Annotated in this window: 19 protein-coding genes; 5 read left to right on the plus strand and 14 right to left on the minus strand. The window is 70.5% G+C overall.

Features of this window, described 5'->3' with window-relative positions:
• Window positions 1–53: 53 nt before the first annotated feature.
• From IF54_RS0106975 to eccB, 9 genes are all read right to left on the minus strand, one after another.
• Complete coding sequence (locus IF54_RS0106975; RefSeq protein WP_159002091.1) at window positions 54–1358, minus strand: S8 family serine peptidase; 1305 nt, start codon at window positions 1356–1358, stop codon at window positions 54–56.
• Complete coding sequence (locus IF54_RS0106980; RefSeq protein WP_030315651.1) at window positions 1355–2113, minus strand: hypothetical protein; 759 nt, start codon at window positions 2111–2113, stop codon at window positions 1355–1357. The genes IF54_RS0106975 and IF54_RS0106980 overlap by 4 nt, the downstream gene beginning before the upstream one ends.
• 291 nt (window positions 2114–2404) lie before the next feature.
• Window positions 2405–3712: a type VII secretion-associated serine protease mycosin gene (gene mycP / locus IF54_RS40945; protein WP_234438928.1), complete on the minus strand. Its 1308-nt coding sequence runs from the start codon at window positions 3710–3712 to the stop codon at window positions 2405–2407.
• Between the two features lie 89 nt (window positions 3713–3801).
• Window positions 3802–5217: a PPE domain-containing protein gene (locus IF54_RS40950; protein ID WP_078851896.1), complete on the minus strand. Its 1416-nt coding sequence runs from the start codon at window positions 5215–5217 to the stop codon at window positions 3802–3804.
• A gap of 52 nt (window positions 5218–5269) precedes the next feature.
• Window positions 5270–5593, minus strand: coding sequence for a hypothetical protein (locus IF54_RS0106995; RefSeq protein ID WP_030315658.1), 324 nt, complete (start codon window positions 5591–5593; stop codon window positions 5270–5272).
• 2 nt (window positions 5594–5595) lie between these two features.
• A complete protein-coding gene (gene mycP, locus IF54_RS0107000) occupies window positions 5596–6918 on the minus strand; it encodes a type VII secretion-associated serine protease mycosin (protein WP_030315660.1) in 1323 nt (440 codons plus the stop codon).
• Window positions 6919–7217: 299 nt separating this feature from the next.
• Window positions 7218–7511: a WXG100 family type VII secretion target gene (locus IF54_RS0107005; RefSeq protein ID WP_007385065.1), complete on the minus strand. Its 294-nt coding sequence runs from the start codon at window positions 7509–7511 to the stop codon at window positions 7218–7220.
• Between the two features lie 67 nt (window positions 7512–7578).
• The gene (locus IF54_RS0107010) at window positions 7579–7899 is read right to left on the minus strand and encodes a WXG100 family type VII secretion target (RefSeq protein WP_007385064.1); all 321 of its coding nucleotides are present in this window, start codon (window positions 7897–7899) and stop codon (window positions 7579–7581) included.
• Window positions 7900–8128: 229 nt separating this feature from the next.
• Complete coding sequence (eccB, locus tag IF54_RS0107015; protein WP_030315663.1) at window positions 8129–9700, minus strand: type VII secretion protein EccB; 1572 nt, start codon at window positions 9698–9700, stop codon at window positions 8129–8131.
• A gap of 195 nt (window positions 9701–9895) precedes the next feature.
• Between eccB and eccE the strand changes: the two genes are divergently transcribed.
• The 4 genes from eccE to IF54_RS0107035 all read left to right on the plus strand — a co-directional run bounded on the left by eccE (window position 9896) and on the right by IF54_RS0107035 (window position 15720).
• The gene (gene eccE, locus IF54_RS0107020; RefSeq protein WP_030315665.1) at window positions 9896–11236 is read left to right on the plus strand and encodes a type VII secretion protein EccE; all 1341 of its coding nucleotides are present in this window, start codon (window positions 9896–9898) and stop codon (window positions 11234–11236) included.
• Window positions 11236–12063: a hypothetical protein gene (locus tag IF54_RS0107025; protein ID WP_030315668.1), complete on the plus strand. Its 828-nt coding sequence runs from the start codon at window positions 11236–11238 to the stop codon at window positions 12061–12063. Before eccE ends, IF54_RS0107025 begins: the two co-directional genes overlap by 1 nt.
• 136 nt (window positions 12064–12199) lie before the next feature.
• Window positions 12200–12517, plus strand: coding sequence for a DUF397 domain-containing protein (locus tag IF54_RS0107030; protein ID WP_030315671.1), 318 nt, complete (start codon window positions 12200–12202; stop codon window positions 12515–12517).
• A gap of 299 nt (window positions 12518–12816) precedes the next feature.
• A complete protein-coding gene (locus IF54_RS0107035; RefSeq protein ID WP_030315673.1) occupies window positions 12817–15720 on the plus strand; it encodes an SCO5717 family growth-regulating ATPase in 2904 nt (967 codons plus the stop codon).
• A gap of 96 nt (window positions 15721–15816) precedes the next feature.
• Here the strand turns inward: IF54_RS0107035 and IF54_RS0107040 are convergent, their stop codons facing one another.
• Both IF54_RS0107040 and IF54_RS0107045 read right to left on the minus strand, forming a co-directional pair.
• Window positions 15817–16770: a bifunctional riboflavin kinase/FAD synthetase gene (locus IF54_RS0107040; RefSeq protein ID WP_030315675.1), complete on the minus strand. Its 954-nt coding sequence runs from the start codon at window positions 16768–16770 to the stop codon at window positions 15817–15819.
• A gap of 140 nt (window positions 16771–16910) precedes the next feature.
• On the minus strand, window positions 16911–20246 hold the full coding sequence (locus IF54_RS0107045) for a trypsin-like peptidase domain-containing protein (RefSeq protein WP_030315677.1): 3336 nt from the start codon (window positions 20244–20246) through the stop codon (window positions 16911–16913).
• On the opposite strand from IF54_RS0107045, the gene IF54_RS0107050 reads away from it, so the two are divergent.
• Window positions 20190–20951 (plus strand): hypothetical protein, encoded by a 762-nt coding sequence (locus tag IF54_RS0107050; protein ID WP_159002093.1) that lies wholly within the window; start codon window positions 20190–20192, stop codon window positions 20949–20951. The two genes, IF54_RS0107045 and IF54_RS0107050, sit on opposite strands and share 57 nt — an antisense overlap.
• A gap of 214 nt (window positions 20952–21165) precedes the next feature.
• On the opposite strand, the gene truB is transcribed toward IF54_RS0107050, so the two are convergent.
• The 3 genes from truB to IF54_RS0107065 are packed head-to-tail and all read right to left on the minus strand — an operon-like array spanning window position 21166 to window position 22846.
• Complete coding sequence (gene truB, locus IF54_RS0107055) at window positions 21166–22071, minus strand: tRNA pseudouridine(55) synthase TruB (protein WP_030315685.1); 906 nt, start codon at window positions 22069–22071, stop codon at window positions 21166–21168.
• Window positions 22068–22520, minus strand: coding sequence for a 30S ribosome-binding factor RbfA (gene rbfA / locus IF54_RS0107060; RefSeq protein WP_020138838.1), 453 nt, complete (start codon window positions 22518–22520; stop codon window positions 22068–22070). The genes truB and rbfA overlap by 4 nt, the downstream gene beginning before the upstream one ends.
• Before the next feature lie 32 nt (window positions 22521–22552).
• Entirely contained in the window at window positions 22553–22846 is a 294-nt protein-coding gene (locus tag IF54_RS0107065; protein WP_030315687.1) for a DUF503 domain-containing protein, read from the minus strand.
• Window positions 22847–22963 lie beyond the last annotated feature (117 nt).

The raw sequence follows: 22963 nt of genomic DNA on the forward strand, positions 1-22963 counted from the left end.
GACGGACGTCTGCCCGCCAAGCCATAGGTCGTCGATCGGCCGCTGACGCCCCCTTAGTGCCGAGGCGGCCAATGGCCAGGCGGTGGACCGTGCTGCTGGTATGGATTTTGCTGTGGCGGAGCGGGCTGCTGGTACGGGTTCTGCTGTGGCAGAGCGGACGGCGGGACGGATTGCGCATAGGTGACAGGACCGCTGGGCTCGACACCCCAGGAGCCTTGCGCCCGCACGCGACGACTGCCTTTGAAGAGCCAGAAGCCGCCGAGCAGAAGGAGGAGGGTAATGAGGGCTCCTACGGCCGAAACACCGACCATGGCGGAGTCCACCCCCTGCGAGTACGTCTTCGGTGTGCCGTCGTCTCCGGGTCCGAAGTGCAGACCTGTCCCCGTCTCGCCAATCGTCACTTCCTTCTCCGGAGTGAGCTTCGCCGCAGCCTGTAGGGCCGCCTCGGCATTGATCACCCCGTATCCGGTCTCTGCGCTGTATCCGCGGGTTGCATGTGAAGCAGTCCTCTCAAGGACGGTTTCCACCTGGTGCGGCGTGAGATCCGGGTACTTCGAGACGATCAGCGCGCTTACGCCCGCAGCCAACGCACAGGCTGCGGAGGTGCCCCCACCGGACGTGCGCCCGCTGGAGCGGGAATCCGCCTCATTGATCGCAACGCCCGGAGCCGCGATGTCGATGTAGGAGTGCACCGACGAGAACGACGCGCGCGAACCGTCCTGGGTCGAAGCGGCCACGGTGATGACGCCCGGGTAGGCGGAGGGGTAAGAAATGGCGTTGTCGTGCCCCGCCCGCTTGTCCCCCAGGTTGCCGACCGCACCAAGAATGGTGACGCCCTTCGACAGGGCGTAGTCGATGGCTTTCAGATCCCCCACTTGGTAACCGCCAAAGGACTTCCTGGAACCGATGGACATGGAGATGACATCGGCTCCGTGGTCCGTCGCGTAGGCGATCGCCTGCGAAAGCGCGTCAGGGTTGCTCAGGCGGCCACCCTGGTAATTGGGGTCATCCTCCTCTCGGACCACCCGCAGGCCGAGGACCTTCGCTCGGGGAGCGACGTCGAGGACACTGGAGGCCATCGCTGTCCCGTGCCCGCCGTACCACGGCTGGGACTTGTCATTGGCCTTGAGGAAGTCCGGGCCCTCGGTGGCACGGCCTTTCAGCTCTGGATGGTCGGTGCGGATGCCGGTGTCGATCACCGCCACGGTGACGCCCTCCCCCTTGCTGATGGCGTGGGCGGCCGGCACGGACATGGCAGGAAGTTCCCAGCCCTGGGGTGGAGCGGCGGATGCTGTGTTCGCGTTGCTCAAGGTCAGGGCCGCCGCCAGAAGGACACCTGTCACGATGTGCTTGCTCACTTCCCCAACACCGTCCTCCGCAGATCCTCGGCGTAGATGGCCGCGAGGGCCTGCGCGGTTTCCCTGTAGGGGTGCCGTTCCTCCCAGCCGATGAAGGTCCAGGGTTCAGGCAGCTGACCGACCGGACGTGCGGGGTCGGTGGGCCCGGTGGTGATGGTCACGACATAGGGCGAATCAGGCATGAAGACCTGTGCCGAAGCACCTCCGATGCCCATCTTTTCGCTCCAGTCGGCAGCCTGTGTGCCAGGAACGGCAAACGGTCGGACCGTCGGCGCTCGATCAGAACCCGCGGCATCGCTCTGGATTCTCTCGATCTTGGAGTCCACGGCGTTCGCGGCCGCGGGCGAATCAGCTACGACAAGTCCGATGGTCGCGGCCATTTCGCCGCTCAAGTCGGTGTACGTCGCTCGGAGTACGACCTTGCATCCGTCGGCCGTCACATCCCTTGCGAGATCAGCGGTGAACGCCGCCTCGCAGGAAGTGTTCTTGGAAATCCCCTGGCGTTCCCAGACGCTGGCATCGCTGCCGACCGTCTCGCTGGTGAGGCGAGCGGGAAAGATGTCATCGCTTTGCAGGTTGTGCCACGCTTTGGGGATGAAAGCGTCGTTCGAGTTGCGCTCCTTTGAACCCTGAACGGTCTTGTAGACAGTCAGAGCGGTACCGAGGAGCGGAATAACGGCAAACAGGATCAGCAGGATCCCGAATACTTTGCGGGCTCCACCCTTCGATTTAACCTGGGGCGCCGGCTGGTACACCGAAGAGGGCCCTCCCGAAGCAGGGTACGGCACACCGTATTGGGGAGAATCGGGCTGAATGTGCCCTGGAGACGGCTGACTGGAGTGCACTGACTTCCTTTTTACTCTGGCACAACTGAATGCGGCAGACGTGCCATGATCGCTCGCGGCATGTGGCCACGGTCGGCATCGATTGCCATGTGAGCCCATGACCCCACCGGGCGGTCGAGCGATTACTCAGCGCGGCCCCATGCGGTACGGGCGCGACGCTCACCGGCGTCACGCCCGTTCAACGATCCAAGTCGTTCTCGGCTACTGCTGCGGCGGCCACTGACTCTGGGGCGGCGAGGGCTGCTGGTACGGGTTCTGCTGTGGTGGGGCAGGTTGCTGGTACGGGTTCTGATGCGGCGCGGCGGGCTGCTGGCCGTAGTGCGGGTGGCTAGCGGGGCCACCAGGGCCGCCACTGTTGTTCTTGTTCCGCTTGGAAGCCCTGACGACCAGGAAAACGATCAGGCCGACGACAGCGAGGCCAATGACACCGATGACAGCCCAGATGAGCATTGCTTTGTTGTCAGCCTTCTCTTGTTCGGCAGCCGATGAACCCGGCGACGAGGTCGCGGACTTTTCCTTCAAAGACTCGGGGACTGTGAGCGGGCCGTACTTCGAGCCTGCCGGGATATCCGCTTTGAGAGCTGCCAGCGGCTGGATGATCCCATACCCATATCCTTTATCCGGCAGGGAGAGACCCTTCTCAGAATCCGGCAAAGCCGCCGTCTTCACCAAACGGTTTACGATCTGCCCTGCCGTCAAATCAGGATATTTGGAGCGGAGCAAGGCAACCGCCGCTGATGTGTAGGCAGCAGCGTCTGAGGTGCCGTTTGCCGCATGATAACCGTAACCATCTGCGTTCGCTGAGACGATATTGGCACCAGGGGCGGTCAATGCAACGAAACTACCGGTGTTCGATCCACTCCAGAGGAGCCCGTCATTCTTGACAGCACCGACCCCCAGCGCTCCAGGTGAGGCCGCTGGATAGCACTTTCCACCTTTATCATCCTCGTTGCCAGCCGCGCCGACGACCAAAACGTCTTTACTCAAAGCATAGGCCACAGCATCTGATACATCTTTCAACGCTTGCGGATCACTAGAATCAAAGCAAGAGGAGACGTTAATAACGGAGGCGCCATTGTCAACAGCGTACCTAATTGTCCCTGAGAGCTTCACCTTGACCGAATCCCGAATCGGCAAAATTTTTGCCTTCGGGGCCAGCCCAATCACTCCATCATCCACTCCATGCCCATGGGCGGCGATGATCGAAGCCATGGCTGTTCCATGGTTTTCCCCGGGGTCCGGCTCGGTGCTCCCCCCATCTACAAAATCCTTACCCTCTAGGACATTTCCCTTCAGGTCGACATGATCTGCATTCACCCCGTTATCGATTACTGCAACAATGACGCCACTACCCTGGGAGATTTTCCACACGGATTCGGCGTTAAGAGCCTTCAGCGCCCACTGATCATCTCTCACTTGGTCTGCAGTTGCGGTCGGCGCAGATGCGAACAACACCCCGCTGACCGCTGCGCAGTATCCCAAAACTCGAAGTGTTCGCTTGAAGCCCATCCGTGTTTCCTCCCTGAGGCCGACGCGGGGGATGCATCCCGCGAGTGCACCCCCCGCGCCTTCCTACCAGCTACAGCACGCTGGCTGGTCTATTCCTCGATGACCCGAGGTGCCACGTCACGCTGCGGAGTCCAGGTCTCTTCATCCTCGACCAAGTAGTCGGGACGCTCGCCCTCGCGCTGCTCGTCTTCCTTGCGTCGCCCAGTACGCGAGCCGGGGGCACCTGCGATGCCGCCCTTGCGGACAGCGCTCGCACCCTTTCCTGCGGCTCCACGGCTGCTGTGCAGGCCCGAGCCGCCGGCAGTGCCCCTGCCTGCACCCGCACCGGACTTGGGTGTGCCGCCGACCACACCACCACGAGCCGTGCCTCCGACACGTCCAGCCGCACCCTTTGCGCCTCCAGCGCCTCCGGCACCTACGCCGCCAACACCTCCGGCACCAGCACGACCGGCCATACCGGCAGCAGACGCACCTGCACGCCCCGCCATACCAGCGCGAGCGGCACCGGCTCCGGCGGCCCCGCCCACGGCACCGCCGATGAAGCCGCCTCCGCCACTGATGCCACCACCGCCAGCGGATCCACCACCGACCGTGCCCATGCCGCCAACCGTGGTGCCTCCAGTACGGCCCCCCGAGATGCCGTCAATCGCTGTCCCGACGTGTCCCGTCGGTGGGGTCGGCTTATGTGCTCCACCGGTGACTCCTGAAGGCGGAGTCACAGCCTTGGACGAGCTGATGCCACTCGTCTGGGCCGTTCGGGCAGTACCAGAAGACACACTTTGCGGGCTCCGAGGCGAACGGGCCGTCGGCACAGGCACGGGTGTCGGAGCAATTCCGCCGGGATCCCCCGGATAGTCATGATCATCCTCACGCCGGGGCAGCTTGTTCCACGACCCCATAGCCCTGGCCTGAGAGTTATAAGAAGCCCCCAGCGTCTCCATCTTCGCGGCCATCTTCAGCTGCGCCTCCCGGCCCGCCGAAAGGTCGTCCGCGTTCGCGTCGAGGGCGTCCTGCGCGCCCTTTCCGGCAGCCAGGTCCTTCTTCAAGCCGTCGTCGCTGCGCGTGAAGCCGTCGCCCAGGCTGTTCATCGCACTGGAAAGCTTGCTCGGCTTCTCCATCGCCATGACTTCGGGCTTGATGAGGCTCAGCGTGTGGCCCGCGTTCGCCATCGCCGTCGAGGTGTGGCTGGCGTACTTGGCGGTGTCGCCGATGCTCTTGCTGACCTGCTTCGCCTTGGCGGCGAACCTGTCGGCCGCGGCCCCCTTCCAGTGTTCCTGGATCCGGGCCACTTCCTTCTCGAACTCCGACTGGATGCTCGTCAGCTGGGTCGACAGCCCCATCCAGCCCTTGGCCACGCCGGACACGAGTTCAGGCCTGGCATGCTGCACCATGGCCTTCATCTCGTCCATGTCCTTGCCGCTGGCAAAGGGTGTCGTGTGCTTCTCGTTGAAGCACATGTTCATCTCGGTGTAGTCGTAGTCGATGTGGCCGTCGCTCTCAGCCATGCCCCTGTGCCCCCTCGTTGATTCGCACCTCAGCCCTCACGATGATCATCGATCACTGCTTTCCCGCGTTGGGAAAACTTGCCTGGGCGTCATAGTCGGAGTCCTGATACGCCCCGTGCGCGTATTTCGTCTTCTGTCCGAACTCGTCCATGACGGAATTGAGGTACATCACAGCATCCTCGATGTACGTCTTGATCTCGTTGTGAGCGTTGGCGAGCTTTTCCGCCTCGTCAAAGCCCGTTCCCAGCGCACCCGCCGGAAGGTAGGTGTTGGTTTTCGAGTCGGTGTCCGCCTTGCCGAGATCACTGAGGACCCGGTTCAGCGCGGTGACGGTCTTCTCGAGCTCGTCGAGATCGACGCTTACTTCTTCAGCCATGCTCAGCTCCCCGTTGACTCCACGTTGTTACCCACACCCTGCTTGCGTCGCCAGTCGCCCAGTACCCGGCCGCCGCCCACCAGCAGCAGCACCAGGGCGAACCCCGCTGCGACCACGTACAGCGCGTACCGTTCCGTTCGCTGCTGTTCCGTCTCGCCGAGGACCAGTGTCGCGGCCTGGACGTCGGCCGCGTCGCCCACGGGGCCGGCCGAGTCCGGCTTGGGGCCGTCGGCCGAAGGCGTCGTCGTGTCGTCGTTGACCGCTGCGGTCGGGTCGACGACCCCCCAGCCGACGAAGTCGTCACGACCCGCCTTGGTCCGGTCCGCCGTCTGCTCGATCTGGGTGATGACCTGCTTGTAGTCCCAGTCCGGGTGCTTGGCGCGGATCAGGGCGGCCACGCCCGAGACGTACGGCGCCGCGAAACTCGTGCCCTGGTCGACGCAGTTGCCGCCCACCGGGACCGTCGAGACCATGTCGATGCCCGGTGCCGCCACACCGACGAAGGGGCCCGACTGGGAGAACGGGGCGCGGGCGTTGTTGCGGTCCGACGCCGCGACCGCCAGGACGCCGGGGTACGCCGCCGGGTACGTCTCCTTGACCTTGCCGTCCGCCCCGTCGTTGCCGGCCGCGGCCACGATCAGCGCGTCCTTCGACTGGGCGAACTTGATGGCCGACTGGAACTCCGCGTCGACCGCCGGGTCCATCTTCGACGCGGTGTCCTGCGAGATGTTGATGACCTTCGCGCCCTGCGAGGCGGCCCACCTGATGGCGGCCATCATCGTGCCGACATTGCCGCTGCCCTGGTCGTCGTTCTGACGGACCGGCAGGATCGTCGCCTCCGGAGCCAGGCCGATGAAACCGGTGCCGTCGAGCTTCCGGGCCGCGATGATGCCCGCCACCTTGGTGCCGTGGCCCACCTTGTCCGTCTTGCCGTTGCCACCCGCGTGCAGGTAGTCCTTGCCGTTGACGACAGCCTTCTTGAGCTGTGCGTTGACGGTGTCCACGCCGGTGTCGATGACGGCGACCTTGACGCCCTTGCCCTTGGTGTCCTTCCACAGCTGGTCGAGGACCACGCGCTGAAGCGACCAGGGCGTTCCCTTGATCACGTCGGACGGGAACGAGCAGCTGGTGTCGTCCACCTGGAAGCGCACGTCGTCGTCGGCCAAGACGGTCCGTACCCGGTCCGCGGCGGCTGCCGGCGCGGCGCCCGCGAAGGGCAGCCCACAGGCCAGGACCGCCAGGGCGGCGGTACCTGCGGCGCTCCGGCGCGCGGCGGCGGTGCCTGCGACGCGTCGACGCGCCGCGCGCGATGCCCCGGATCCCACTTGTTACGTCCTCCCGTTGTGTTTCCCCGTACGGCGTGTGGACCAGCCGCGAAGGCGCGGAGAGCCGGCGGCCCGGCCCCGCACCCGCACCCGCACCCGCACCCGCACGGGACTCGGCCCGCACAGGGCGGGATTCGGTCCCACGCCAACGACACGACCGCAAGCCACTCAAGCGACCGCGAGCCGACTACCCACTACGCACCAAAGCCCCGGCTATGAACCGAAACGTCCACACACCCCGTGAAGCACCGATGGGGGCGAGCGCGCTGTCGCGCACTCGCCCCCATCAGGCGGTCACGTCAGCCGCCCCAGATCTGGGCGTTCTTCGACTCGGTCGCCTGGTAGTTCTGCGCGGCGCTGTCGAGGGCCTTGGCGATGGCCTCCAGCGTCTGCTGCATGGAGGCGGCGCGCTGGTCCCACTCGGCCTGCTTGGCGCGGTAGGACTCCTGGGCCGAGCCTTCCCAGCTCGCGGAGATCCGCTTCACGCCGCTCTCGAGCTCGTCAAGCTGCGTACGGATCTTGCCCGCGGTGCTGCGGACGTCCTGCGCGGCCTGGGAGATCGTGGCGAAATTTACAAGAATCTGCCCGGACATCTCTTCTGTGTCTCCTCAGATGTATGGATGGTCGATCACGGACGTACGCCGCGGCGCACGGGTGCGATCATCCGAAGGGGGACGAGGCCGCGATGTTCTGGATGGACGCGCGCTGCTCCTCTTCCGAAGCCGCGTAGGCCTTGGTGCTCTGGTCGATCGCTTCCTTGATGTCGTTCAAGATCTGGTTGATCTTGTTCGCATCCTGGTTCACCTGCGACTGCAAGTTGTTGTACGCGGTGGCCGCCGAGCCCTTCCAGCCGCCCGTGATCGTGTCGATCACGGTCTGAAGGCGGGAGATTTCGCCCTGGATCGAGGAGTTGACCGAGGAGATCTTGCCGCTGAACGCGACCATCTCCTCCTCGGTCATGGTGAACTGCTGTCCAGCCATGTCGTGTCCCCCATGAGACGTAGGAGTTCTGAGTAGACCCTCGCTCGGAACGCCGGCCCCGAAGGGGGTCGGTCGTACCCAGTCCGGTCTGGTTCCACTCTAGTCGCATCCGCTGACAGAGCGAACATCAGTTGGGGCATGTAGCAAGATCGCGATGAAGTCAACTCACCATTTTCACAAGTGCGTTCGTGAAGTGTGAGCGGCCCGCGACCCACAGCGGGGCTACGGACTACGACCCCTGCGCCTGCTCCGCGTTCCCGCTGCTCAGTTCCGGCCCCGCCGCCAGCAGGTCCGCCCACGTCGCCGGGACCACCGCCGCGCGGATCTTGCCGTAACCGAGGCGCACCTGGGACGTGTTGGTCTGCTGGGTGTTGGCGTCGGCCTTCTCGCCACCCGTGACCTCGCTGTCGTTGCGTGCGGGGACCGAGTAGCGCAGACCGGTGTCGGTGACGAGGAAGGTGCTGCCGCCGCCGGCGTCGGTGCCCGTGACCCGCTTGAAGAGCAGGCCGCTGCCGGGCGAGACGTAGGTGCGCGAGCCGCTCTGGGAGAGGTCCTTCGGATAGTCCCGGCCGCTCCAGACCGTCATCAGGGGCCGGTTGGTGTTCTCGTTGACCGCGCCGCCGTGCCAGATGCTGCACGAGACCTTGTCGCCGCCCTGCTTCCAGTGCGTGTTGGCCTGCACCACCGTCTCTTCGGGCCACTTCTTCGGCGCCATCCACTCACCGTTCTCCGGGTGGATGTCGTTGAACCCGACCTGGACCGGCGCCGGGGTGGTGCCGGCGTACACGGCGTTGATGAACGGGCTGCTGAGCCACATCTCCGCCGTGAAGTCGGAGATGGGCCGCACCTCGTTCTTCAGCACGATGTACTTCTGCTGCCGGTCCCCGGTGCCGGTCACCAGGACCATGCCCACCTTGGCGACGCGGGTCGGAAGCCCGTCGACGTTCGCCTGCGCCCCGGCGTCCCCGCCCAGCGACGGGAACTCGAGGTCGCCCACGACGTTCAGCGTCTTGATGAAGTCCGGGCTGACGCGCTGCGGCTGCACCCCTTCGCCGAACACGGCGCGCTGGATGTCCTGGAGCGTGTTCTCGCTCGCGAGCCGCCAGCCCGTGCCGCCGATGAGATAGGCGCTGCCGTCCGGAGTGACCATGTACCGCGGTCCGTTGCCGCTGAGCGAGCCGGGGTCCTTCGGTCCCTCGACGTACAGGACCTTGTTCCCCCTCAGCTCCCCGCGCTTTTGCAGCAGCTTCTGGTAGTCGCTCCTGTCCAGCACGTACGTGGCGCTGACCGGCTGGCCGTCCTGGCCCGGGGCCTGGCACAGCGCCCAGGTCTTCGCCGTCTTGGCGTCCTCCGGGGACGGCAGCCGGTCCGGGGCGAAGGGGATGCCGACCGTCGCGCCCATCGAGTACTTGCTGTTGTCGAGCACCGACTCCTTGATCTTCAGGACCTGGGGGTTCTCGCCGTTGAGCAGCAGCTTGGCGGAGGCCAGGTTGAGGACCGGGTGCAGGCTCGGCTTGCTCTCGCCCTTGGTCTTCACGAGCACGTAGCGCGTCGTCGACTCGCTGCCGACGAGGATGTTCTTGCCCTGCGCGTCCCAGCCCTTCGGCGCGGTCGGGCTGAGCATGCCCCAGGCGCCGAATCCGATGAGCACGAGGACCGCCACACCGAGACTCGGCAGGACGGTCTTGAGGGGCCGCGGTGCCGCCTCCTCCGAACCGTGCGGCGACGGCTGAAGAAACGCCGCCACCGTGCGCCTGCGCGCGAAGGAGTAAGCGTTCAGCTCATCCCGACGTGTCGCCATCGATGGGTCAACTCCCCGTTATTTCGCTTTGTTTCCGACTGCGGAACTCCCCAGGGCCGCCCGGTACTCCGTGGCGTTTGCTCCTGCAGGGGCCTCTACTATGCCGTGTGACGATCGCACCGTACGGTACGGGGTACGGTGATCCGCCGCCAGCTCGAGTCGCGGCCAGACAATGCAAAGGGGTTGTACCGGGGGATGAGCACTGCGACCAGGTCCCGGCGCCGAAACGGCAGCCGTCGTACCCAGGAGAACCAGGGACCGGGGCCGGAGCCGGAACCGGCACAGCCGTCCTCGGGCGCGCGGCCCGCGAGCCCTGCCGCACCCTCGCTGGCCCGGCGCCCCGGCAGCATCGGACCCCTGCGCGTCCAGCAGCTGGTCGGCTTCGAACTGGCCGCCGCGGTCCTGCTGATCGGCTGGCTGCTGCGCCCCATCGGTCTCACCGTCGGCATCGTGCTGGCCGTACCCCTGGTCCTGGCCGGGCTGCTGCGCCGCCGCGGCCGTCCGCTGCCCGAGTGGTTCAGCACCGCCCGCGCGCTGCGCGACCGCCGCAGGCGCAACGCCGACCCCGTGCCGCCCGGCACCGACCCCGGTTTCGCGCCGGCCGTCGAGTGCGACCCGGCGCTGCGCACCTACAGCTTCCAGGACCGCGAGCAGCGCGAGATCGGGATGCTCGGCGACGGCACCTTCCTCACCGCGCTGGTTCAGGTGCAGGCCGCCGACACACCGCTGCGTCCGGCCTACGGCACCGGGGACATCCCCCTGGACCTGCTCCAGGGCCTGCTGGAGGTGGACGACATCCGGCTCGCCTCCGTCCAGGTCGTCCAGCACACCCAGCCCGCGCCCGCCCCGCATCTGCCCCCGCAGGCCATGGCGGTCCGTTCCTACGGCCCGCTCCAGGCCCAGAGCATGACGCCCGGACTCCGTATCACCTGGGTCGCGCTCAAGCTCGACCCGGAGCTGTGCCCGGAGGCCGTGGAGGCGCGCGGCGGCGGTATGCAGGGTGCCCGGCGGGCGCTGCTGCGGGTCGCCGACCAGCTGGCCAGCCGTCTCATGGGAGCCGGCATGCAGGCCAAGGTGCTGAGCGAGGCGGACATCTGCGGCGCCATCGCGACCTCCAGCTGTGTGAACCCGATGGCGACGACCGGCGGTGCCGCGCTTGACGGCAGCCGCTCCGGACGCCGTACGGCGGAGAGCACCCGCACCTGGCGCTGCGACGACCGGCTGCACACCACGTACTGGATCTCGAAGTGGCCCCAGTTCGGCGGTGCCGGACCGGCCTTCCCCCGGCTGGTCGGTGCGCTGACCTCGGCGCCGACGCTCGCCAGCACCTTCTCGCTCACCATCAGCAGGCGGCGCGGCAAGCTCCTCGCCCTGTCCGGGCACGTACGGCTGACCGGCCGCGGCGAGAACGAACTGGGCGAGGCCGCCCAGCACTTGGAGCGCGCCGCGTCCGCGTTCAAGGTCGGCCTGGTACGGCTCGACCGTGAGCAGCTGCCCGGAGTCCTGGCCACCCTGCCGCTGGGAGGTACCCGCTGATGTCCGCTCCCACCATGCGTCCCGGCGGCCGCTCCGGCTTCGGGAACTCCACCCCGGGCTTCCCCGGTCAGCGCCCCGGGCATCTGCCCCGCTCCCCCGAGCCCGCCCGGCTCGGTCCCGAGCGGCGCCTGCGGGAGGCGTTCGGCCTGCTCGGCCCGCGCCGTGAGCGCCACCTCGTCGACGCCGACGTGCTCGCGCAGCTGACCCTGCCGGTCGGCGACGACGGCCTGATCCTCGGCATAGACCAGGACAACAACCCCGCCGTGCTGGGCCTGTGCCGTCCCACCCGCCTCGACATGGTGCTGGTGGGCGGAACCTGGATGGCCCAGGTCATCGCCCTGCGCGCGGCGGCGATCGGCGCGCGCGTGGCCGTCGAGACGGCCCGTCCGCAGCTGTGGGCGCCGATGGCGCAGGCGGCCGGCGGGGGCCAGCAGTGCGTGACCGTGCACCAGGTGGGGCGGATCGCCCCGCAGGGCCCGTCCCCGGCCAGCCCGGTGCTGATCATCCGCGACCTGGGCATCCGCCCGCCGCGCAGCCGTCTCACCACGACGCCCTGGCAGTCGGTGCTGACCCTGCTCCCCTATCTCGGCCCCACCGCGCCCCGGCTGCTCGCCAACGCGGACGTCGTCGGGGTGCAGCGGATCTCCCCGCAGGAGTCCCAAGTGGTCGGCAAGTCCATGCGGTTGCCCCAGGGCGACTCCGCGTCCCTGTCCTCACTCGCCGACAACGTCGCCCTGTGGTGCACGCAGAAGTCCCGGCAGTACGTGATGACCCAGCCCACCGACGCGGAGACCGGTCTCCTCGGAGCGCCTCGCCGGATGGACTGACCGGAGCGGTCACGGCAGGCCAAGGCGGCACCCTCTCACACGAGTTCGTGATCGCACCGTAGCGCTGTGTGAGGGGGGCCAGGCCAAGTAGGGTGCTCCTGCACGAGGTTCGCTCAGGAGAAAGGGCCCGCCGACCATGGCTGACGCGGACGACATCGCCGCAAAGACACCGGACGACGACGTCCGGGCGCGAAAGGCGAGGGAACGGGACGAGCTGTACGGCCTGGACATCTCCGGTGTCGAGTGGCACAGCGCGCCCGGCACCGAGGATCACGAGGAACGCGTCGAGATCGCCTACCTCCCCGAGGGCGCGGTGGCCATGCGGTCCTCCCTGGACCCGGACACCGTGCTGCGGTACACGGAGGCGGAGTGGCAGGCCTTCGTACTGGGCGCCCGCGACGGCGAGTTCGACCTGGAGCCCGCGTCGGACCCCGGCGGTCTCCCGGCGGAGTAGGGGCGGCGGCCGGGCCGCGGAACCGACCGTCCCTCCAGAAGACAGCCAGAAGACAGACAACCGTCACAAGGCCGACATCGGGGCAGGCGGACGTCCGGTGCGTGCGAGCGCACAGCGGACGGGCCTGCCCCGCTGACGGGTGTGGCGTTTAGGCTTGATGCGGGTGCGACGCAGGAACCCACGGGTGGGTCGTTCGCGTCCAGGGACTTCAGTCGGATCGGCCGACAGGAACGGTCGCCCCCGGCACGGCACATGAGTGCCCACACGGCACGAGGGTGCTCGACCAACCAGGAGGAATTGTGCAGAGCGATCGGGACGGGCTGCGCGCGGGCTGGACCACGCCCAGCGACGACCAGTCCGACGCGGAGTCCGCCACGGAGATGACGGGCGAGTTCACCATCGACTACGCCGCACCCGCCTGGTACACGCAGAGCGCGGCGCCCCAGCCCGAGCCCGAGCCCGAGGCAGCGCCTCCCGCGCCGACTTCTGCCCCCGCCGCGCCCGCACCGCACCCCGGTCACCCCGATCCGTCCGGTCCCGCGCCGTCGCCGGCCGCCGCGACCCCGCCGCCCCCGCCGTGGTCCGGCGCCCCGACGGCCCCTCAGCCGCCGGCACCCCCGCACCCCCAGGGCGGCTACGGCTACCCGCAACCGCCGAACCCGCAGGCCGGTTACGGCTACCCCCAGCCGCCCGCGCCGCCCAACCCCCAGAGTGGCTACGGCTATCCGCAGCCCCCGAACCCGCAGAGCGGCTACGGCTACCCGCAACCCCCCGCGCCTCCTACGGCGCCCCCCGCGGCCTCGGCACCCCCGGCGCCCCCGGTCGCTCCCGTCTCCCCCGGTGACGCCCCCGCCCCGACGGCGAGCACCCCCGAGCCCCCTACGGCCCCCTCGGCTCCGGTGGCCAACGCCCCCGAGCCCGCGGCACCCGCCGTAGCCCCGCAGGCACCCTCGGAAGCCGAGGCGCAGGCGGCTCCGGCCGAGCCCGCCTCCCCCGAGGAAACCGGATCCGGCAGCGAGGACGCGGACACCGCCCAGGCCTCCGAGGACACGGCACCGGAAGCCCCTGAAGCCCCGCTCACCGCTCCCGCCGTCGACCCCGAGCCCGGCGCCGAACCCCAGGCAGCCGCGCCCGACGCCCCTGCCGTCCAGGCCGACGCCCCGGAGCAGACCCCGGCCGCACCGACCGCATCCCCTGAGCAGCCGCAGGCACCCCAGAGCGCCTCCCCGGAGCAGCCCCAGGCCGCCCAGGTCCCGCAGGTCCCCCAGATCCCGGCACCGGAGCAGCCGCAAACAGCAGCCCAGGCACCCGCTCCCGAGCAGCCGCAGCCCGACACCCAGCCCGAAGGCTGGCGTCCTCCACCGGCGCCGCAGGGCGCGGTCCCGCCGCTGCCGCCGCAGTTCGCCCAGGCGGCCCCGGGTGCGGCCCCCGCGCCGGCGCCGGAGTGGTCGACGGGCGGACAGCCGCAGCCGCCCACCGCTCAGCCCGGCGCCGCGCTCCCGCCCGCCCAGCCGACGCCGACCGCGGGACAACCCCAAGCTCCGCAGGCCCCGCAGCCCGCCCCGGGCACGTGGCCGGCCACCCCGCACCACCCCGACGCCCAGGCGGCACCGGGCGGTTACGGCTACCCGCAGCCCCCGGCTCCCCAGCCCGGTTACGGCTACCCGCAGCCGCCCGCGCCCCAGCCCGGCTACGGGTACCCGCAGCCGCCGGCGCCCCAGCCCCACCAGAGCGGTTACGGCTTCCCCCAACCGCCCGCCCCCCAGCCCCCGCAGAGCGGTTACGGCTACCCCCAGCAGCAGCCCCCGGCACCTCAGGGGCAGCCCGGCCAGCCGGGTCAGCCCGTGCCGCCGCCCCCCGCCCAGCCGGGACCCCCCGCCCAGCCGGAGCAGCCGCAGCCGCAGTTCCCGGGGCAGCAGCCGCCCCAGGCGCCGAACCCCAACCCCTACGCGGGCGCTCCGGGCCAGCCCGGCGTGGACCCCCGTACCGGTGCCGGGTGGCCGGCCGCCGTCCAGCACGACCAGCGGCAGCAGGTCGCCGGCGCGGGTGCGCCGCTCGGCTACAACGCCGCCGTCGAGCTGACCTCGGACCGGCTGGTCAACAGCAAGAAGCAGAAGGCCAAGAGCAGCAGGCCGACGCCGGGCGGATCGAAGTTCAAACTCGGCGGCAAGAAGGAGGAGGCGGAGCGGCAGCGCAAGCTCGACCTCATCCGCACGCCGGTGCTGTCCTGCTACCGGATTGCGGTGATCAGCCTCAAGGGCGGCGTGGGCAAGACGACCACGACCACCGCCCTCGGCTCGACCCTCGCCACCGAGCGCCAGGACAAGATCCTCGCCATCGACGCCAACCCGGACGCCGGCACCCTCGGCCGCCGGGTGCGGCGCGAGACCGGGGCCACCATCCGTGACCTGGTCCAGGCGATCCCGTACCTCAACTCGTACATGGACATCCGGCGGTTCACCTCGCAGGCGCCGTCCGGCCTGGAGATCATCGCCAACGACGTCGACCCGGCCGTCTCCACGACGTTCAACGACGAGGACTACCGGCGTGCGATCGACGTGCTGGGCCGTCAGTACCCGATCATCCTCACCGACTCGGGCACCGGTCTGCTCTACAGCGCGATGCGCGGGGTGCTCGACCTCGCCGACCAGCTGATCATCATCTCGACGCCGTCGGTGGACGGGGCGAGCAGCGCCAGCACGACCCTGGACTGGCTCTCCGCGCACGGATACGCGTCCCTCGTCTCGCGCTCCATCACCGTGATCTCGGGTGTCCGCGAGACCGGCAAGATGATCAAGGTGGAGGACATCGTCACCCACTTCGAGCAGCGCTGCCGGGGCGTGATCGTCGTACCGTTCGACGAGCACCTGGCGGCCGGTGCCGAGGTCGACCTCGACATGATGCGCCCGAAGGTCCGGGAGGCGTACTTCGACCTGGCCACGATGGTGGCCGAGGACTTCGCGCGGGCCCAGCAGGAGCAGGGTCTGTGGACGGGCAACGGCACCAACCAGCCGCCGACCATGGCTCCCCCGATGCCGGGTCAGCAGCAGGCCCCCGGCCAGCCGCAGCCGCCGGCCCCGCAGCCGCCGTTCCAGGGCTTCCCCGGCGCCCAGCCCGGTCAGCCGTGGCAGACGGGTCAGCCGCAGCCCGGATACCCGCAGCAGCCGTACGACCCGAACGCGGGTCAGCCGCCGCAGCAGTGACCCGAACACGGAAGGGGGCCGGCACCTCGAAGGTGCCGGCCCCCTTCCGTGCGTCCGGGGTTGGTCCCGTCGGATTCGACGGTCCCGTCAGTGCCGTCAGTTTCCGGCGGCGGCCTCGATCAGCTCGCCGCAGCGCTTCACGTCCTCGCCCATCGCCTTCAGCAGGGCGTCCAGGGTGTCGAACTTCTGCTGCCCGCGGACGTAGGCGAGGAAGTCCACCGCCACGTGCAGGCCGTACAGGTCGAGCCCGACGCGGTCGATGGCGTACGCCTCCACCGTGCGCTCGGTGCCGTCGAACTGCGGGTTGGTGCCGACGGAGATCGCGGCCGGCATCGCCTCGCCCTGGGCGTGCAGCCAGCCGGCGTAGACGCCGTCGGCGGGGATGGCGGTGTGCGGGAGGGTCTCGACGTTGGCGGTGGGAAAGCCCAACTCCCGTCCCCGCTGGGCGCCTCGGACGACCACGCCCTCCACGCGGTGCGGGCGGCCCAGGATCTCCCCGGCTCCCTCGACGTCCCCCTCGGCGACCAGGCGCCGGGTCAGCGTGGAGGAGAAGGGCTCGCCGCCGCCCGCCGTGCCGGACACGTACAGGTCGACGACCTCGACCTCGAAGTCGTACGTCTTGCCCTGCTCGGCGAGGAAGTCGACGTTGCCCGCGGCCTTGTGGCCGAAGCGGAAGTTGGGGCCCTCGACGACCGCCTTGGCGTGCAGCTTGTCGACGAGGACCTTGACGACGAACTCGGCGGGCGAGAGCTTCGAGAACTCGGTGGTGAAGGGGAGGATCAGGACCGCGTCCACGCCCAGGTCCGCCATGAGTTCGGCGCGGCGGTGGTGCGGGGCCAGCAGCGGCGGGTGGCTGCCGGGGCGGACGACCTCGCTGGGGTGCGGGTCGAAGGTGACGACGACCGAGGGAACGCCCAGCTCACGCGCGCGGTCCACGGCGTGCCGGATGATCAGCTGGTGCCCGCGGTGGACCCCGTCGTAGGACCCGATGGTGACGACGCTGCGCCCCCAGTCCTCGGGGATGTCCTCCAAGCCACGCCAGCGCTGCACTGTGACCGCTCCTCGTCGAACCCGTGTCCGTATTGACTCTCAAGACCTGCGCAGGTCTAAGGGTGCCATGCCGGGCGCCCGTCGCTCGCATCGGCATGGGGGTGTGACCCGACGCACGCGCGCCCGGGACGTGGCGGACCTCAGGCGGGGACCCGTACGCCCGCGAGGTTCCCGATCATCCTCCGGGTGCTGGGCCCGACCACCGCCGCCCACTCCTGCGGGGCCTCGGCGAGCCAGCCGGCCACCAGCGCGGCGAACCCGGGGACGTGCCGGCCGAGGTCGACGAGTCCCCTGTCGAAGCGGGAGGCGCCGTCCGGGGTGCGGACCAGCAGGAGGCCGATGCGGTGCACGAGCTCGCGGATGTCGGCGTCCGCGCGCGCGGCGACCGCGGGCAGCAGGGCGATCAGCACCGCGGGCTCCTCCTCGTGGTCCAGGAGGTGGTCGAGGAGTTCGTCGCGCAGCGGGCGGGAGGCGGGGGTGCCCGGGCCCGCGAGGACGGCCGCCAGCACGGCCCGTACGCGTTCCGGACCGCCGTCGAGGAGCCCGGTGACCAGCGGCAGGAGGACGGCCCGGACGGTGGGCCCCTGGTCGAGGCGCCGGTCGACGTACGCGGCCACGTCCCCGGCGGTCTCCGGGCGTCCCTGGACGGCCTCCCGCACCAGCGCGGCCACCCGGCGGGCCAGGGCGGGCGTGGTGACGTCGGCGAGGGTGCGCAGCACGCCCCCGGCGCCGGGCCGCCGCAGCCGCTCCCGGAAGGCGTCCAGGACCGGGCCGAGGTGGGTGGCGAGGGCGGGGACCAGCGCGTCGAGCGGGAACCGGGGGTCGCCGGCCGCGAAGTGCCCGAGCGCCTGCGGGAGATGACGGTCCCGTGTCTGCGGGTCGCGCACCAGCAGGGCGAGCGCGCCGCCGTGCAGGGTGGCGTCCTCGGGGCGGGCCAGCAGGGCGAGGGCCGCGTAGCGCAGGAGCTCGCGGTCGGCGTCGGTGCGTACGTGCGGCGCGGCCCGCAGTCCGTAGGTCATCGCCGCCACCCTTCTCCCCGGCCGCTCGTCGTGGGCCCACCGGTCCACGGCCCGGCACACCGCCGACGGCTCGTCCTCGGCCAGCACGGTGAGCAGTTCGTCGCCCCGCCGGTGCGCGCAGGCGACGAGCACCTCGGTGAGGTCGTCCAGGGCCCTGGCACGGTGGGTGTGCAGCAGCGCCTGGGCGGCCTCGGCGACGGTCGCGTGCGGGGTCGCGGGCAGCGCCTGGTCGTCGTCGAACCAGCGGGTCAGCTGCGGCTGTACGGCGGTGGGGTCGACGGCGAGCAGCTCCGCCACGGCGTCCAAGAACCGGGGTCCGGGCTCCTGTGGGGGTCCGTCGGCGAGGACGAGTCGGCGCAGCAGGTCGAAGCGGGCGCCCGGCGGGAGCGGGAGGGCGGTCCAGAAGGCGGGTCCGAAGGCGTCCGGGACCGGCTCGCCGCGGCGGCGCCCGGCCACGAGACGGTCGGCGAGCTGTCGCAGGACGTCGGTGTACGGCGTCGCGTCGGTCACCCGCCGGAGGGTCTCGGTGAGGAGCCGGGCGGCCCACCAGGAGCGCGGGTCCGCGTCGAGGGCGTGCAGCAACTCCTCGAGCCGGTGGGCCAGTTGCGGGGTGCCGTGCTGGCGGGCGACGAGCAGCAGCGCCTGGACGACGGGGCCGATGCGGTGGTGCGGGACGGGCAGGGGGTGCTGCGGCGGACCGGAGCGGCGGCGGTGGACGAGGGCGCGCAGGGCCTCGTCCAGGTCGAGGTGCGTGCCCTGGATCCAGTCGGCGAGCTCCTCGTGGGCGAAGCGGTAGCCGGTGCCGGCGGGGACCAGGAGGCCCTCGGCGAGGACGGCGGAGGCCCAGCCGGAGCCGCCGAGCCGCTTCGGCGCCGGCCCCCAGGGGAACACCGCCTCGAACGACGTGCGGTCCAGCTCGCCCTGGCCGGGACCGAGGCTGCGGCGGGCGGCCTCGTGGACCTGCCCGGAGACCTTCGCGGCGAGTCTGCGCACGGCGGTGCCGCGCAGCCCGCCCGGACCGGCCAGCCGGACCGCGATGCGCAGGCACATCAGGTCGAGGTAGGCCTCGAAGACCTGGTCACGGTCGACGGGGGCATGGGGGGTGTCGGGGAGGGCGGCGCGGACCTCGGAGAGCAGCCGGAGGGTGAGGGGGTGCCGGTCGTCCGGGGCGGTGAGGGTGCCGTCGGGGAGGGCGTAGCGGGCCCGGGCCCGGCGGGCCTCGTCGTCGGTGAGGTCGGTGAGGGGCACGCGGGGCGGGATGTGCCGGCCGGGATCGCCGTGGAGCAGGTCCGCCGGGAAGTCCGTGCCCTCCCAGTACTCCTCCCGGCACGCCACCACCAGCCGGGCGCCCGTCTCTTGCAGCCAGCGCGCCGTGCCCCGGGTCCAGTCGCCGAGGCGGTGGGCGAGGACCGGGGGCATCTCCTCGGGACCGTCGAGGAGGAGGAACAGGGGGCGGCCTGCGTCCCGGGCGAGGTGGGCCAGGCGTTCGGGGGTGAGGTCGCCGAGGTCGGCCGGGCCGGAGTCCGCTGAGGTCGCGACGATACGGGCGGCCCGGCCGAGAGCGCGGCGGGCCGCGTCGGCGACCGAGTCGTCGGTGTCCTCCAGGTCGGCGCCGCGCAGCCAGAGGGTGGGGGCCGGGGCGGGGCCTCGGTGGCGGCGGGCGGCGAGGGCGGCGAGTTCCGTCGTACGGCCGCTGCCGGGCGGCCCGACGAGGCCGAGGACGCTGGCCGTGCCGTCGGTGAAGGCGGCGAACTCCCGTGCCGTGACGGCTCGTTCGACCGGTTCCGTCGCGTCCCCCCGGCCCGCGGGTGGGCCGTCCTGGCCCACGGAGGTGGCGGTCAGCTCCAGCACTCCGGCGAGGTTGAGGTCGGCGCCGTAGGCGGGGACGGTGGCCGCGTTCTCCGCGAGGAGACCGGCGAGGGGGCCGGGAGCGGCGGTGCGGAGCGGGATGGCGTGACCGGTGTCGCGGTGGCCGCTCTGGAGGGCGGTGCCGAGGACGGCGACGACGGCTCCGGTAGCGGCGTCGAGCACGGGCCCTCCGGCGGCTCCGCCGCCCAGCCGCAGTGCGTCGCGGCCCGCGGTGCCGATGGCCAGCTCCAGGACGCCGTCGAGGAGATGGCGGCGGTCGGTGGCCGTGTAGGTCACGGTGGCCGGGCCGAGCACGCGGGCCTCGCGCCAGCAGCCCGCGGGCAGGCGCACATAGGTACCGGGCTCGACGGTGTCGCGCGGGGAGAGGGGCAGCGGGTCCACGCCGAGGCCCTCGGTGCGGACGAGCGCGAGATCCTGCCCGGGCAGCGGGGTCACGGCGTCGGCGCTCACCACGCAGCTGCGGTCACCGGCGTGCAGCACGATCCGGGCCAGCCCGTCGACGGCCTCGTGACTGGTGACGACGGTGCCGTGGTGATCGGCCACGAAGCCGACCCCGCGGAGCCGTCCGGCCAGGTCGTGCAGCCGCACGAGATCGTCGTCCCGCCCGGCCCCGCCGCCCTGAGTACGCGCCGACCGCCCACCCGCGTGCCGCAACCGCCGCCCCCACCCCGACGCCCGTCCCCCGACACACCCACCACCAGCGATGCCCGCGCCAGAACCGACCCGCTCGACGCCACCGGCCGCGACACCCGCACCCGAACCGGCCGAAGAGACGTCACCAGCGGCGAGGCCCACACCGGAACCCACCTGCTCAACGTCACCGGCCGCAAGACCCGCACGAAGACCGGCCCGCTCGGCATCACCGGCCGCAGGACCGTCACGGAGACCAACCCGCTCGGCATCACCAGCCGCAAGACCCGCACGAAGACCAACCCGCTCGGCATCACCGGCCGCAAGACCCGCACCCCAACCGGCCCAAGAGGCGTCACCGGCCGCAAGGCAAGCGTCCGCGCCCGAACCCGCCCGAGTCGCGTCACCGGATGTGAGATCCGCGCCGGAATCAGCCCATCCGCCGTCACCGGCCGCAAGGCTCCCACCCCCGCCGGAAATCCGCCCCGCGGCCCCCGCTCCGGCGTCGTTATCCCGCCCGCCCGGCCGGGCCGTCTCCCCCGCGCCCCCGTATCCCCGTCCCCCGCTCTTCCCTGCGGAGCCAACCGCTCCGCCGACGGAGTCACCCCCTGCCGTCATGGTCGAGCCTTCCCGCCGTACGCACGTTCCTGTTTTCGACGGTAGGTGCGGCGTGATCAGCGGGACAGATCGCGTGCGGAACGCGCCCCCTTCCACTCCCCCGGTTCACTCCGAGCGCCTGCCCGCGCGGGTGAATGGAAAGGGACCTGCGGATACACCCTAGGGGTGGGGGAACCGAGGGGGGACCGTGGAGCGGCGGCACAACCCCGTGATCGCCGCTCCACGGGCGAAGACCGCCCCGGTGCCCCGCGAAGAGGCCTCAGCCGAAGACGGCCAGGCTCTTCGCCTTGCCCTTCTGTTCCTCGACCAGCGCGAGGAAGGCGCCCTCGGGGCCGAAGACGGCGACCGTGCCGGCGCCCGCGTACTCCTCGGGCATGTCGAGCCGTACGCCGTTGGCGAGCAGCTTGGCCCGACGGGCGTCGACGTCCCAGCGCGGGAAGGCGGCGGCCGCGGCCTCACCGATGGGCATCACCGTCAGCTCCTGCTGGAGCTGGTCGAGGGTCCGCGCGGAGTCCAGCTTGTACGGTCCCACCCGGGTCCGGCGCAGAGCCGTCAGATGGCCGCCCACGCCCAGGTCGGCGCCCAGGTCACGGGCGAGCGCCCGGATGTAGGTGCCGGAGGAGCAGACCACGGAGACCACCAGGTCGAGGACCGGGGTGCCGTCCTCGGCGACCGCGTCCCGGACGTCGTACACCGCGAAGGACGAGATCCGCACGGGGCGTGCCGGGATCTCGAACTCCTCGCCCTCACGCGCCCGCTTGTAGGAGCGCACGCCGTCGATCTTGATGGCGCTGACCTTCGACGGCACCTGCATGATGTCGCCGCTCAGCTTGGCGATCCCGGCGTCGACAGCCTCCCGGGTGACCTTCGAGGCGTCGACCGACCCCGTGATCTCGCCCTCGGCGTCGTCGGTCAGGGTCGTCTGGCCGAGCCGGATGGTGCCCAGGTACTCCTTCTCGGTCAGCGCGAGGTGCCCGAGGAGCTTGGTCGCCCTCTCGACGCCGAGGACGAGCACGCCCGTCGCCATGGGGTCAAGGGTGCCGGCGTGCCCGACGCGGCGGGTCCTGGCGATCCCGCGCATCTTGGCGACCACGTCGTGCGAGGTGAAGCCCGACGGCTTGTCGACGATGACAAGGCCGTCGGGCGTCCGGTTCTTCTCGGTCATTCGGCGGCGTCGTCCGTCTCGTCCTCGTCGCCCGGCTTACGGTACGGGTCGGCCTCGCCGGCGTACTTGGCGCCGGCCGAGACCTCGCGCACCTTCTCGTCGGACTGGCGGGCCTTGTCGAGGAGGTCGTCGATGGTCTTGGCGGTGTCGGGCAGCGCGTCGGCCACGAAGGTCAGCGTGGGGGTGAACTTCACGCCCGCCGCCGCTCCGACCGCGGAACGGAGCACGCCCTTGGCGCTCTCCAGTCCGGCGGCCGCGGCCGCCCGCTCCTCCTCGCCCCCGTACACCGTGTAGAAGACGGTCGCCTCCCGCAGGTCACCGGTGACCCGGGTGTCCGTGATGGTGACGTGTGAGCCGAGCCGCGGGTCCTTGATCCCGCGCAGCAGCTTCTGGGCCACCACCTCTCGGATGAGGTCCGCCAGCCTCTTGGCGCGCGCGTTGTCGGCCACTGGTCCGTCTCCTTAAGTACTTACTTGTTGCGTCAGTCTTCGTCGCTGTGGAGCCTGCGTCGAACCGAGAGCAGTTCCACCTCGGGCCGCCCGGCCACCAGCCGCTCGCAGCGGTCCAGTACGTCGGTGAGGTGTCCCGTGTCCCCGGACACCACCGCCAGCCCGATCTCGGCCCGGCGATGGAGGTTCTGGTTCCCCGTCTCCGCCACGCTCACCGCGTACTTGCGCTGGAGCTCGGCCACGATCGGACGGACGAGAGAGCGTTTCTCCTTCAGCGAGTGCACGTCGCCGAGGAGCAGGTCGAAGGACAGAGTCCCCACATACATGTGTGTCCGGATGTCCCGCCGGTTCGGGGTACGGGCGCCGCGTCGACGCCGATACGGGAACCGTACACGCAACGGCCGGGGCCGATCGACGGATATTCCCAGAGGGAACGGCTCCGC

The organism is Streptomyces sp. NRRL B-3229 (assembly GCF_000719505.1).
GTDB classification, from domain to species: domain Bacteria; phylum Actinomycetota; class Actinomycetes; order Streptomycetales; family Streptomycetaceae; genus Streptomyces; species Streptomyces griseorubiginosus.

Bases quoted from the DNA above. Each gene is read 5' to 3' on its own strand.
- mycP (WP_234438928.1), bottom strand. From the start codon at position 3,712: ATGGGCTTCAAGCGAACACTTCGAGTTTTGGGATACTGCGCAGCGGTC.
- IF54_RS40950 (WP_078851896.1), bottom strand. From the start codon at position 5,217: ATGGCTGAGAGCGACGGCCACATCGACTACGACTACACCGAGATGAAC.
- IF54_RS0106995 (WP_030315658.1), bottom strand. From the start codon at position 5,593: ATGGCTGAAGAAGTAAGCGTCGATCTCGACGAGCTCGAGAAGACCGTC.
- IF54_RS0107005 (WP_007385065.1), bottom strand. From the start codon at position 7,511: ATGTCCGGGCAGATTCTTGTAAATTTCGCCACGATCTCCCAGGCCGCG.
- IF54_RS0107010 (WP_007385064.1), bottom strand. From the start codon at position 7,899: ATGGCTGGACAGCAGTTCACCATGACCGAGGAGGAGATGGTCGCGTTC.
- eccB (WP_030315663.1), bottom strand. From the start codon at position 9,700: ATGGCGACACGTCGGGATGAGCTGAACGCTTACTCCTTCGCGCGCAGG.
- eccE (WP_030315665.1), top strand. From the start codon at position 9,896: ATGAGCACTGCGACCAGGTCCCGGCGCCGAAACGGCAGCCGTCGTACC.
- IF54_RS0107025 (WP_030315668.1), top strand. From the start codon at position 11,236: ATGTCCGCTCCCACCATGCGTCCCGGCGGCCGCTCCGGCTTCGGGAAC.
- IF54_RS0107030 (WP_030315671.1), top strand. From the start codon at position 12,200: ATGGCTGACGCGGACGACATCGCCGCAAAGACACCGGACGACGACGTC.
- truB (WP_030315685.1), bottom strand. From the start codon at position 22,071: ATGACCGAGAAGAACCGGACGCCCGACGGCCTTGTCATCGTCGACAAG.
- IF54_RS0107065 (WP_030315687.1), bottom strand. From the start codon at position 22,846: ATGTATGTGGGGACTCTGTCCTTCGACCTGCTCCTCGGCGACGTGCAC.